10 protein-coding genes are annotated in these 12,351 nt (G+C 45.4%); 7 read left to right on the top strand and 3 right to left on the bottom strand.

Annotated features, from left to right (window positions below):
* Complete coding sequence (locus tag BUB18_RS16330) at nucleotides 1–690, bottom strand: methyltransferase domain-containing protein (protein WP_073083132.1); 690 nt, start codon at nucleotides 688–690, stop codon at nucleotides 1–3.
* Nucleotides 691–936: 246 nt separating this feature from the next.
* Between BUB18_RS16330 and BUB18_RS16325 the strand changes: the two genes are divergently transcribed.
* From BUB18_RS16325 to BUB18_RS16315, 3 genes are all read left to right on the top strand, one after another.
* Entirely contained in the window at nucleotides 937–1,977 is a 1,041-nt protein-coding gene (locus BUB18_RS16325; protein WP_073083129.1) for a bifunctional transcriptional activator/DNA repair enzyme AdaA, read from the top strand.
* Between the two features lie 113 nt (nucleotides 1,978–2,090).
* Nucleotides 2,091–3,185: a YbjQ family protein gene (locus BUB18_RS16320; protein ID WP_073083126.1), complete on the top strand. Its 1,095-nt coding sequence runs from the start codon at nucleotides 2,091–2,093 to the stop codon at nucleotides 3,183–3,185.
* A 10-nt stretch (nucleotides 3,186–3,195) separates the two neighbouring features.
* Nucleotides 3,196–4,083, top strand: a complete 888-nt coding sequence (locus tag BUB18_RS16315) for a DUF6929 family protein (protein WP_073083123.1) — start codon at nucleotides 3,196–3,198, stop codon at nucleotides 4,081–4,083.
* 2 nt (nucleotides 4,084–4,085) lie between these two features.
* On the opposite strand, the gene BUB18_RS16310 is transcribed toward BUB18_RS16315, so the two are convergent.
* Together BUB18_RS16310 and BUB18_RS16305 are read right to left on the bottom strand one after the other, a co-directional pair.
* A complete protein-coding gene (locus tag BUB18_RS16310) occupies nucleotides 4,086–4,895 on the bottom strand; it encodes an ATP-grasp domain-containing protein (RefSeq protein ID WP_073083121.1) in 810 nt (269 codons plus the stop codon).
* A 14-nt stretch (nucleotides 4,896–4,909) separates the two neighbouring features.
* Nucleotides 4,910–6,022 (bottom strand): Fic family protein, encoded by a 1,113-nt coding sequence (locus BUB18_RS16305; protein ID WP_073083119.1) that lies wholly within the window; start codon nucleotides 6,020–6,022, stop codon nucleotides 4,910–4,912.
* A gap of 122 nt (nucleotides 6,023–6,144) precedes the next feature.
* Between BUB18_RS16305 and BUB18_RS16300 the strand changes: the two genes are divergently transcribed.
* From BUB18_RS16300 to BUB18_RS16285, 4 genes are all read left to right on the top strand, one after another.
* Complete coding sequence (locus BUB18_RS16300) at nucleotides 6,145–6,762, top strand: class I SAM-dependent methyltransferase (protein WP_073083116.1); 618 nt, start codon at nucleotides 6,145–6,147, stop codon at nucleotides 6,760–6,762.
* 93 nt (nucleotides 6,763–6,855) lie between these two features.
* Complete coding sequence (locus BUB18_RS16295; RefSeq protein ID WP_073083114.1) at nucleotides 6,856–7,452, top strand: RNA polymerase sigma factor; 597 nt, start codon at nucleotides 6,856–6,858, stop codon at nucleotides 7,450–7,452.
* Between the two features lie 78 nt (nucleotides 7,453–7,530).
* A complete protein-coding gene (locus BUB18_RS16290) occupies nucleotides 7,531–8,691 on the top strand; it encodes a FecR family protein (RefSeq protein WP_073083112.1) in 1,161 nt (386 codons plus the stop codon).
* A 142-nt stretch (nucleotides 8,692–8,833) separates the two neighbouring features.
* The gene (locus tag BUB18_RS16285) at nucleotides 8,834–12,271 is read left to right on the top strand and encodes a SusC/RagA family TonB-linked outer membrane protein (RefSeq protein WP_218588051.1); all 3,438 of its coding nucleotides are present in this window, start codon (nucleotides 8,834–8,836) and stop codon (nucleotides 12,269–12,271) included.
* Nucleotides 12,272–12,351 lie beyond the last annotated feature (80 nt).

Genomic DNA, 12,351 nt, shown 5'->3' with positions numbered 1-12,351 from the left:
CTAACGTATGAACGAGTAGTATGCATCAACAGCTGCTTGTCCTGTGTAATTAGGACCGGTAGTATCATCTGCTCCTCTATAAGTTAACCTGAAGTCAAGATACCGAGGGCCTTTGCACACAAGCAATCTTTTCCGGACATTATATTCAATATTGTTTTCCTTAAACAGTTTCTTAAAATATCGGAACGACTCCGCATTATCAATTTTAATACTATCCAGATCAAAATTGGCAATCAGCATTCCGTACTCTTTAATTGATTTAAGGGCGACCAAAAGCGCCTTCAACTTATCTCCGACATAGTGAAAACCATGCACACTGGTGATAAGGTCGTATTGCATATCGGAACTCCAGGCAACGAGCGATTGTGTTTCGAAGTGCAGGCAATGCACGAAAGATGGGATTGTCTGAAATTGATCAACTAAGTCAACTCCCGTAAGCTTTACCGCATTCTGTTGGTCATTTAAAGCTACTTTTGAAGCGTATTGAAGTAATGCATTACCTTCTCCACAACAAAGGTCCAGCCAACTCACTTCACTTCCTTGTTCTAAAAGATTATCGAGATAGGCTTCGGGATTGAATCCTAAGTCTTTTTCATAGCTATTTACCCCAGTCGCTTTCCGCTTGCGATTCATGCGGTTATTGGCTACAACAGCAGACCAGATCAATTCACTTTCTGTCAATAATTTCATTATTGCTAATATACCTTTTAAAGCGGATTCTTTCGTATGTATATCCGCACTTCTGTAATAAACAGTACACTACATATACAATATGTATTAATATTATAAATAATATTTCTGTAATTAATAAGAATAAATATTCTAAAATACTTGTCAATTTTTCGGTTGTACAGAGAAGAGTCCAAGGAGTATTTTTGCAATACAGATGTTTAGCATATACATCAGTATCATAATTTAATACATTCTTGATCAATCATGAACTTAACAACTGAAATAATGTACAAAGCCATAGTAGAAAAAGACACCTCCTTCGAAGGTCAATTTTTTACTGCAGTCAAAACAACCGGCATCTTTTGCAGGCCTTCATGCACTGCACGGAAGCCTAAAATCGAAAATATAGAGTTCTTAAAAACAGCCAAAGAGTGCATTTTAAAAGGCTACAGGGCATGTAAGGTTTGTAATCCCTTGGCTTCCTTAAATGAGACTCCGGCTATATTCCAACAGGTCATCGATGAACTCTCAGAAAACCCCTCCATAAAATTTAAAGATTACGACCTCCGGCAAAAAGGGATTGAGCCTAGTCAGATCCGCAGATGGTTCTTAAAAAACCATGGCATTACGTTCCAAGCCTATCAGCGCATGTTCCGAATTAACTCAGCGTTTAAGAAAATCCAAAATGGCGAAAGTGTTACACATACCGCATACGACGCCGGGTTTGAGTCTTTAAGCGGATTTGGCAATACATTTAAAAGTGTTTTTGGCGTGTCACCTAAACGGGGAAAGGAACAGCATATAATAGACATGACACGCATAGAAACACCGTTGGGAACCATGATTGCCTGTGCTACCAAAGAGGGTATTTGCTTATTGGAATTCACCGACAGAAAGATGTTGGAAACAGAATTAAAATCAATAGCAAAATTGCTGAATGCCACCATTGTTCAAGGGAACAATCCGCATTTTGAATTACTTCAAATGCAACTGGGGGAATATTTTAAAGGAGAAAGAAAAGAATTTTCGGTTCCGCTTCATACTCCCGGTACTGCATTCCAGCAGAAAGTTTGGAAAGCACTACAGTCAATCGAATACGGACAAACCAGATCCTATCGGGAACAAGCCATCACCATTGACAGCCCGGAAAGCGTGAGAGCCGTGGCAAATGCGAATGGAATGAATCGGGTATCACTTTTAATTCCATGTCACAGAGTGATTGGATCGGATGGCAAATTGACCGGGTATGGCGGTGGATTATGGAGAAAAAAATATCTGCTGGAATTGGAGGAGAGGAATAGTTAACCTAAACTTCATTGATAGTTATACAACGAATAACGCATTGGATAAAATTAATCCCTTATATTACATACTAACATACCAATAGATTAACTTCTCCTTGTCCAGACTCGATAATTATGCGAAACTCTAAAGACATTTTAGTAACAACAACCTCAACATTAGAAGGAATTACGATTAAACGGTACTTAAAGCCTATTACTGCTCATGTTGTCGCTGGGACAAACATTTTTAGTGATTTTATAGCTAGTTTAACAGATGTTTTTGGTGGCCGTTCACGCAACTATCAGCGACAACTGACATCCCTTTATGATGAAGCCACTGAGCTTATAAGGGCTGCGGCATATGAACTTGGAGCAAATTGCGTAATCGGCCTTAAGATAGACATGGATGAAATTTCTGGAAAAGGTAAATCAATGTTTATGATTACAGCAATTGGAACCGCAGTAATTATAGATAGACCTGATGAATATCTTGCTACTGGTAAAACTTTTGAAAGGCAAGCGAATGTAGATCTCGAAACGCTGAACACATTAAAAATCAGGAACAGCATTCTTAAGGATGCGATGTCTGACAATTTAAAAATGGGAGCAGATACTTGGCAATTTATTACTAATCACCAAATTCACGAATTATATCCATATTTGCTAAAGAAATTGGCCGAAAGCATAGATAGCGATGAACGTTCTATTGAAGCAAAAACTCCGGAATTCATTAAACTATTGATCCACTACCTTGATGGTATGCCCAAAAACATTCAACATGGCCTGGTAAGTAGCAGTTTACTTCATGAAGAAAATCATAAAATTATTCCTCCTCTAATGGATGTTGCCAAGACACTTAATATAATTGATTATGACCTTATAAACACCATGATTTCCAGCCCCGACTTTGATATCCAAAAAAGAGGGGTCAAACTTGCGACCTATGATAAAGAATCTTACAATAAAGATGATTTACAAAAACTAAAAGACCTTAGTAACAAGATAAGCAACTCCTTCCCTGAGCAAGGTAAACGGACAATAAAGAAACAACTACTATCAAAAGAAAGAGAGGTATGGATATGCGGTTGCGGTCAAACAGCTGAGATGAATGCATATTGTGAATGTGGAAAAAACATATATGGTTTTAAGCAGTTAGATGTGCAACCGCAAACAGCTGAAAAGCAAATCCAGGAAAAGATAGGACTGATATCCAATTTCTTCAACTCTTAGTTTTTTTTGGATGAAAACTATCATCACCTTACTAAAAACCCTGCTACTAAGCCATTTCCCGTCTGGCTCCTCCATCAATTACCATGATGGCCTACTCTACCTTATTGGCGATGATGCAAATGAACTCCTGGTGCTGGATAGTAATTACAACCAGGTTAATGCCGTAAAACTGTTTAACTATGATGGGAAACGCATTCCCAAAGCACAAAAGCCAGATCTGGAAACCTCAGTTATCCTTAACGGTACACTTTTAGCATTAGGCTCCGGCGCAACCAAAGAACGTGAAATAGCGGTAACGGTAAGCCTGCCCTTAAACAACAGTCAACCATTTAAAAGTTCCTATTCTACTTTTATAAAACGCCTCCACCAGATTACGGAAATAAATATTGAAGGAGCAGCTGTAATTGGAAATCATGTAGTACTCAGCAATCGTGGCAATGAAGCGAATCCGGTTAATCATTTTATCATCACCAGCACAGATTTTATATCCCAACAGGAAACAGCACCAATCCGTATCATAAGTCTTAAACTCCCATTACCAGGCTTTGCCGGCGTGTCTGAATTGTGCTATGCTGAAAAAGAAGACATCCTATTTGTCATTCTTTCAAGCGAGGCTACCAGTAATGCCTATGATGATGGCGCAATTGGTGACAGCTATTTCGCCTGGGTAAATAACATCAGTCGGAAACTAAATGATAAGGAGATATCACTGGATGGGATTGTTAATTTGTCAGATGTTGATGCCGCGTTCAAGGGTGAAAAAGTTGAAGGAGTGTGTATTTCAAGCATCACTGACAACAGTTGGATATTACACCTCGTGGCTGATGACGATAAAGGAGCAAGTAGGTTATTTCAAGTTAACGTAGGTGTGAAAGCACTGTTGGATAGCTCGAGGTAGTATTACAAACTACTTATAAAATACGACGATACACTCCTGACTATATCCTCAATATTCGCTTTATAAAAACCTGCGCCGTTCATACATCCGCACTCTACTATGTAATAGGCATCTCCTGAATAACAAACATCCATTACAAATACATCATGCGGGACATATTCCGCACAGCGTGCCGAAGCAAAATCAACTACAGCATCAGGACACCCCAGCTCCTTCACCAGCCTGAAGTACTGTCTGTATTTCGAGGCCGCCACAACCTTTTTGTTGACAATCCAAAGTCGCCACTCAGATTGAATGTTATAAGGTTCCGACACCACTATTTTGGAATCAGGCGTAAGTGATGTATTCTCCAGATTTGCAAGTGCGGTATACCACGATTCAATTTCACAATAATGTTTTACCTCACCGGCAAAGGACTTATCATCATCATTTGGACGAATAAATAAAAGTTTTTCCGGTGCGTAGCTATTATTCGCCATCAGAGATTTAAATGAAGAAATTTCAGCACCGAAATTCAGCATATGTGCCCCCCAGTGCTCCATATAGTTCTCGATCGAAAACCTCTCCGAATCAAAGAAGTAACCCTTTTTTAGCTCCACATCCTCCCCTGCCATTCTATTAAAAGTAGTGGAGCCATAAATGATTGAGTGGCGACTCCTATCAATTGGAGGCAGTGTTGTCGTGAATGGAATGATATCCACAGGCAAAAATGGGATCTCCAATTTTTCGCAGGCAGCGGCTAATTCATTGAAGTCAGTAATACTTGTCAGGTTGCGTTGTACCACCCACTGAATTGAAGAAAAGTCTTTCATAGGTTCAAATATTTTTAATTAATTCCCTCCTCCCGCAACACATAACTCGTACTCCTTCCCCCTGCTTCCTCTTTCACCAGTAACCCCCTCTCCATCAAATCCTGTATGTCTCTGATAGCCGTATCCTGCGAAGTTTTGGCGATGACTGCCCACTTTGAAGAAGTGAGCTTGCCATGAAAGCCATCCAGGAGCTTATTCAGCATGAGCTTCTGTCGGTCATTTACCGTTTGCGCCTGTGGGTTATCCCAAAATTTAGCTTTGCGGATTACAGCAGCCAAAATCTTGTCCGAACCACTCACAGCGCGATCCAGGCAAGCGAGAAACCACATAAGCCACCCGGTTATATCCAGTGAGTCTTTCTGGGTGCTCTCAAGTATCTGGTAATAATCTTTACGTTCTATCCTGATCTGGGCCGACATACTATAAAACCTTTGCGGGCTTTTATCCGCGCGGGCCAGCTGCATATCCGTGATCGCGCGGGCTATACGACCATTACCATCATCAAAAGGATGCAACGTTACAAACCAGAGATGAGCAATCGCTGCTTTTACTACAGGGTCTATTGTTTCATCCCTATTAAACCAGGTTAAAAAACGATCCATTTCCTGCTGAAGTACTTCGGAGCCAGGAGCCTGAAAATGTACTCTTTCACGCCCCATCCCACCTGATACTACCTGCATGGGATCATCCTTAGTATTATCCCGCCAGGAGCCAACTACTATTTTATGTATGCCACTGTATCCCGTCGGAAATAAGGAAGCATGCCAGCCAAAAAGTCGCTGTTCCCCCAACGGTTGATCGTAATGTTGCGTAGCATCCAACATCATTTCCACCACACCTTCCACATCTCTGTCGGATGGCACCAGTCCACCAATCTCTATTCCCAGCCGCCGGGCAATGGAGGAACGTACCTGGTCGGCATCCAGGATCTCTCCTTCAATTTCACTGGATTTAAGAACATCCGCTGTCAGGGTGAGCAATAATGCCTCTTCCTGCAGCGCAAAGCCCAGGTGCTCCATTTGTCCTAATAATCTACCCTGCTTATGACGTACTTCCCCTAGCAGCGGACTTATCAGCTCGCTGTCCCATGTAAAATACGGCCACTTTTTCAACTGATAGATAAACATTCTACGCAAATTATGCGTCGAATATAAGCATTATTCACCGCAAATGCACCTCATTCTACGCAAATAATGCGGAGAATATACCCAGAAACGCATTTTTTGTAACTTCGTTGCAAAAATCCGCCATGCCCGACCACAAAACACCCGAATTCTGGGAATCCGCCTTCTCCCAAAAACAAGAAATGTGGGGACTACAACCGGCGCACTCCGCCATCATCGCCGCCAACCTCTTCAAAGAAAAAAATCTCCAGGAGATACTCATCCCCGGCATAGGCTACGGACGCAACGCCCAGCCCTTCCTGGAAAACGACATGCAGGTAACAGGAATCGAAATATCTCAAACCGCTATTGAGTTAGCACATAAGCATTTCGGGGACACAATACCTATACACCAGGGCTCCGTTACGGATATGCCGTTCGACACCAACAAGTACGATGGCATTTTCTGCTACGCACTCATACATCTCCTAAATGAAAACGAAAGAAAAAAACTGATCAGCGATTGCTACCACCAACTGGCAAGCAACGGATATATGATATTCACCATGATCACCCAAGCTGCTGAAACCTACGGCAAAGGCCAATACATCAGCAAAAACAGATATGAAATGTTTGGCGGCATCAACATGTACTTCTACGATAAAACCGCCGTCACTACAGCGTTTGGCGCATTCGGACTAACAGGAATCAGGGATATCCAGGAAAACTACCCGTTCTACCTCGTCATTTGTAAAAAGCAATAAAATCTAATAATACTATCACTTTTAGCCCCACACTAAAACATCCTTCATCGGGATTTTTTTTCTTATTTTACCACCGATACAACCAAGATCAGGATGAGGGATGAAAATTTAAGCATAAGTGAACTGCTGGTAAGGACTGCCGATGGGGATGAAACGGCATTCGCCCAAATCCACCAGCATTACTGGAATGAGGTATATGCACTCGCCCTGGCATTTCTGAAATCCCCCGCCCTTGCAGAGGATATTATCCAGGAAGTATTTATTAAACTCTGGCTCAAACGTACGCAGCTCACGGAAATCCAGGAATTCACACCTTACCTGATGGTGATGGTACGCAATGAAATTATTAGTCACCTCCGTAAAGCTGCCACCCGCCAGAAACAATTGGAACAATACAGCAATGGTTCTCTGTCGCTGCAGGAGCTGCCCGCCGCTTCCATCACAGAAACTACCGCCGTCATCAATTCCGCCTTAGCCAGCCTGCCGCCTAAGCAGCAGCAGATTTTTGCAATGAGTCGCGAACAAGGGCTGAGTCATGAAGCGATTGCGGCACAAACAGGGCTGTCCAAAAAAACGGTGGCCAACACCATTACCATTGCCCTGAATGCCATCCGGACCTACCTGCACCGCAACGGTTATTTATACTGGACCGGCATTCCTTTGCTGATAAAGGCTTTCCAGAATTTTTAAAAATATTTCACTTTTTTTCGGGAGTACCGGCTAATTACTGCGTGGTAGTATAAAGGCCGAACTAAATCATTGCCTTGCATGAACAAAACTTTTGAACAATTACTCGATGGCTATTTAACGGATACTTTATCCGCACAGGAGTTATCCACATTTTACGACATGCTGGAAAACCCCGACCATGCCGCGTTGCTGGCTGCTGCCATAGATCAGGCAGCCCGGGAAAAAAGTTTTGTGGGCAATGTGGATCAGGAGTTAGGGAGACGTCAGAGCCTCGAAAGACTGCAGGCACGTATACACGCTACCCCATCATCTCCCAACATTCACACGCTAAGCCCCGGTAGACGATGGATGGCAGCCGCCACTATTGCGGTACTGATTGCCGCCGGCATATACCTGTGGCAAAACCATGCACGCCCGGCAAACAAAGCATTGGCCACCCGCCAGGACATTGCCGCTGTAAAAGGCAGCGCCACCCTCACGCTCTCCAACGGTACCACCATTTCGCTGGACAGCCTCCACAACGGCGCCACGGTGAATAGCCACGGACTGCAACTTAGCATGCAAAACGGCACTTTTTCGTATAACCCTGACAGTGATACGAAAACCGATATTACCTACCATACCATCAGCACCTCCCGGGGCAGACAGTTTATCCTGACCCTGCCCGACGGTAGCACCGTTACATTAAACGCCTCCTCCCAAATACGCTTCCCTGCTGCCTTCCCTAAGAATAAACGGGAAGTGGAAATAAGCGGAGAAGCCTATTTCGACATCGCGAAAAATGCAGACGCGCCCTTTATAGTGAGCGCCGGAGATGTAAAAGTACAGGTGCTCGGCACCAGCTTTAACGTGAAGGCTTATACCGACGAAGCCAATATAGCCACCACACTGGTTTCTGGAGCAGTAAGGGTATCATCTCCCCAAAAAAGTATAGTACTGGAACCGGGACAGCAATCCATAGCAGGCAGCGATTTAGCCGTGCGTAACGTGGATATCAGCGAAACCATCGCCTGGAAGGAAGGCCGCTTCGAATTTTACGGCAACATCAAAGACATTATGACCCAGCTGCAACGCTGGTACGATATATCAACAGTGGAATACCAGGGAGATATCGCCAAATATGAAGTGGCGGCCACCATATCCCGGTCTAAAAAGTTATCAGAAGTATTGGAGCTATTAGAAAAAACAGGAAACATTCATTTTATCATTGAAGGAAATAAGGTGATAGTAAAGATTTGACATACATCAACCAACATAACAGAAACCGGCCAGGAGGATAAGGCCAATCCGCCAACCAACGTTTCACTATTCATTTTACCGTCAACCGATGCGATGCGCCAAGCCGTATCCGCCATCGTATGGCCCTAAACCAACACTAGCCATGAATTCGACTGCTTTGCACAAAGCGGTAAAGCCCGGACGTATGCCCTGGCATTACGTGGGCCGCTGCTCATTTGCCTTTACACTGGTGATCTGCATGCTGTTAAGCGCCAGCACTTATGCACAACGCGTAACCATGAAGGCCCAGAATGTAACGCTGGACGAAGTTTTCCGGTCGTTTAAAAAACAAACCAACTATTACTTTGTGTACAACCTGTCGGTAGTACGTCAACAGAAACGCATCAACGTAGATTTTAAACAAACATCCCTGGAAGAGGCACTGGCAGCCTGCCTGAAAGATGCGCCTCTGGAATTTGAAATCATCGAAAACACGGTGGTGATCCGTCAGCGCAAAGCCAATGGCCCAAATTCGGTAGCCCAGTCAGAACAACCACTGAAAGGACGCGTACACGATGAAAGCGGCAAACCCATACCAGGCGCCACTATCCTGGTACGTGGCACCAACGTGGCCACCCTCTCCGACGGCAGCGGCAACTTCCAGTTCCGCAACGTCCCTAACGGCGCCTGGCTGGTAGTATCCAGCATCGGCTATGAAAAACGTGAACTCGCCGTTAACGGCAGGTCAGATATTGGCACCATAGCACTGCTGACCGCCGTGGAAAACATCAATGAAGTAGTGGTGACCACCGGATTGTTCAAACGCCCGGTGGAAAACTTCACCGGTGTAGCCACCTCCGTTACCGGCGAACAAATGCGCAGCGTCAACTCCATGAGCGTTTTTGATGCACTGAAAGTATTTGACCCCGCCATGCGTATTCCGGATAATGTGCAGTTTGGCAGTGACCCAAACCGGCTTCCGCAAATCAGCCTACGTGGTACCAACAACTTCCCCGTGCAGGGTACCGGTGGCGGAATACCCGCTTCCGGCGCGGACTTCATGTCTGCCTACCAAACCAATCCCAGTATGCCCCTTTTTATACTGGATGGCTTTGAAGTAAGCCTGCAAAAAATATATGACCTGGATATCAACCGCATTGAGCGCATGACTATCCTGAAAGACGCGGTGGCCACTTCGGCCTATGGCTCCCGCGCCGCCAATGGCGTAATAGTGGTAGACACCAAACAACCCAAGCCGGGTAAGCTCACGGTAAATTACTCCGCTACTCTGCAGGTAACGGCACCTGACCTTACCCCGTACCACCTGCTGAATGCGGCCGACAAACTGGAAGTAGAACGCCTGGCCGGCCGCTATATCGGCTCCAATGGCAACTACCAACAGTTTTATGATGAGCTGTATTCCAAACGCAGATCAGCAATAGAAAAAGGAGTAAACACCTACTGGTTATCCCAGCCGGTGCAAACGGGCGTGGGTACACGACAATCCCTCTACGTGGAAGGTGGCGACCAATACCTGCGCTATGCAGTCAACTTCGGTTACACCAACAACCGCGGGGTGATGATCGGCTCCGGTCGTAAAACCTATGAAGGCGGCATGATGCTCTCCTATCGCCGTAAAAATGTACTGGTACGTAATCAACTAACGGTAACGGGTAACCGCTCCGATGAATCGCCCTATGGTGCGTACTCTCAATATACGCGACTAAATCCGTACTGGTCGCCCTACGACTCCAACGGCCGCGTACAAAAGCAGCTGGATTACCTCACCACCCCAGGCTATGCCGGCGGCACACGGGTAGCCAATCCTTTATACGACGCTACACTCGGCACCTCCAACTACGCTAAATATTTCGGTGTTACCAACAACACCTTCCTGGAATGGCGCCTGCGCAACGGGCTCAAATTCACAGGTAAGCTGGGTATCATCAGCCAGGCCGATCAGTCAGATAAATTCCTGCCGGCGGATCATACCGCCTTTATCAACGTGGTGGACTATGCCTCACAGGCCTACCTGGAACGTGGCAGCTACGATAAAACCAATGGTAGCTTCTTCTCCTTTGATGCAAGCGCCACACTGGATTACAATAAAACAATTGGCGACGGGCTGTTCTTCGCCACCATTGGGGCCGGGGCGGCGGAGCAAACCAGTCGCGCCGCAGGCATGTCCGTACGCGGATTCCCTAACACCAACCTCGACGAAATTTTCCTGGGAAACACTTACCTGCGTAACTCCCGGCCCAGCGGTAAAAATGATATTACCCGCAGGTCGTCCATGTTCAGTAGTCTGAACTACACATACGACCGCCGCTACATGGCAGATTTTTCCTTTAACATGGACGGCTCTACGCAGTTTGGTGCCGACAACCGATTCGCCCCTTTCTGGGCCCTCGGCCTGGGCTGGAACCTGCATGAGGAAGCGTTTATGAGCGCGCTGAAAGGATCAATTATAGACAGGCTGAAGCTGCGTGGCGGCGTGGGTACTACCGGTAGTCAAACCTTTAGTCCGTACATGGCTACTTCTACCTACGCCTACAATACCAGCCGCGATTACCTGGGGATGCTCGGCGCCAACCTCCTCTCCTACGGCAACCCCAACTTACGCTGGCAGCAAACCATGAAAAAAAATATAGGCATGGACGTTAGCCTCCTCAAAGAACGGGTAATCGTTCGCCTGGATGCTTACCTGGAAACTACTAACGACCTGCTGCTGGATATCAATACCCCGCCCTCCGTTGGCGTTTCCTCCTATAAGGAAAACATTGGTAAGCTGCAAAACCGCGGTGTGGAAGGGAATATTAATGTTTTCCTGATCAAGAATGATAAGCAATCCACCTTCTGGAGTGTATTCGTTAACGGTATCCACAACAAAAATGAAATCAAGGAAATTTCCAATTCCCTGAAAAAAATGAATGCCAATAACGACAAAACCGATAACAACCTGCAAACAAAACCGCAGCTGCGTTTTGAAGAAGGTCAATCCGTGAACGCCATATGGGCAGTGCGTTCGGCAGGTATCGACCCAGGCACCGGTAAAGAAATTTATATCACTAAAAAAGGAGAACGCACCTACAACTGGAGCGCTGCTGATAAAGTAATTGTGGGCGATGCACTACCTACCGTAAGTGGCAACGTAGGCACCAACGTAAGCTGGAAAGGCATACAGCTGGGCGTTTATTGCAGCTACCAGTATGGTGGAAAGATGTATAACCAAACGCTGGCCGACCGCGTGGAAAATGCTGACGTGCGCTTTAATGTGGATGAACGCGTGCTGCTGGGCAGATGGAAAAAACCGGGTGACCTCACCTACTTTAAAGGCCTCGCTGATCTCGACGGGTTCCCCGTTACCAGCCCTACCCTGGCCACTTCCAGGTTTGTGCAAACCAACAACTTCCTCGAAATGGAAAGCCTGTCACTCGGCTACCTGGTACCAGATAAATGGACGGCGAGATGGCATTTCAAAAATACCCGCCTGAACCTGCAAATGAATAACCTCTTCCGCCTGTCCACCATCCAGGTGGAGAGAGGACTGGATTATCCATTTGCCCGCAATATCAATTTCAATCTTACCACCACTTTCTAAATCACCGCTGATGACAACTATTCACAGATCTACATACTGGCTTCTTCTGGTAATATTTTGCAGCACGGGCTGCAGTAAAT

Origin of the sequence: Chitinophaga jiangningensis (genome assembly GCF_900142605.1) — a bacterium.
Taxonomy (GTDB): Bacteria; Bacteroidota; Bacteroidia; order Chitinophagales; family Chitinophagaceae; genus Chitinophaga; species Chitinophaga jiangningensis.
The sequence above is the reverse complement of the archived record's forward strand: the minus strand, read 5'-3'. Positions and strand labels throughout refer to the sequence as shown.

Excerpts from the sequence above, each read along its gene's own strand:
- BUB18_RS16330 (WP_073083132.1), bottom strand. The coding sequence starts at position 690 with ATGAAATTATTGACAGAAAGTGAATTGATCTGGTCTGCTGTTGTAGCC.
- BUB18_RS16325 (WP_073083129.1), top strand. The coding sequence starts at position 937 with ATGAACTTAACAACTGAAATAATGTACAAAGCCATAGTAGAAAAAGAC.
- BUB18_RS16320 (WP_073083126.1), top strand. The coding sequence starts at position 2,091 with ATGCGAAACTCTAAAGACATTTTAGTAACAACAACCTCAACATTAGAA.
- BUB18_RS16315 (WP_073083123.1), top strand. The coding sequence starts at position 3,196 with ATGAAAACTATCATCACCTTACTAAAAACCCTGCTACTAAGCCATTTC.
- BUB18_RS16310 (WP_073083121.1), bottom strand. The coding sequence starts at position 4,895 with ATGAAAGACTTTTCTTCAATTCAGTGGGTGGTACAACGCAACCTGACA.
- BUB18_RS16305 (WP_073083119.1), bottom strand. The coding sequence starts at position 6,022 with ATGTTTATCTATCAGTTGAAAAAGTGGCCGTATTTTACATGGGACAGC.
- BUB18_RS16300 (WP_073083116.1), top strand. The coding sequence starts at position 6,145 with ATGCCCGACCACAAAACACCCGAATTCTGGGAATCCGCCTTCTCCCAA.
- BUB18_RS16295 (WP_073083114.1), top strand. The coding sequence starts at position 6,856 with ATGAGGGATGAAAATTTAAGCATAAGTGAACTGCTGGTAAGGACTGCC.
- BUB18_RS16290 (WP_073083112.1), top strand. The coding sequence starts at position 7,531 with ATGAACAAAACTTTTGAACAATTACTCGATGGCTATTTAACGGATACT.
- BUB18_RS16285 (WP_218588051.1), top strand. The coding sequence starts at position 8,834 with ATGAATTCGACTGCTTTGCACAAAGCGGTAAAGCCCGGACGTATGCCC.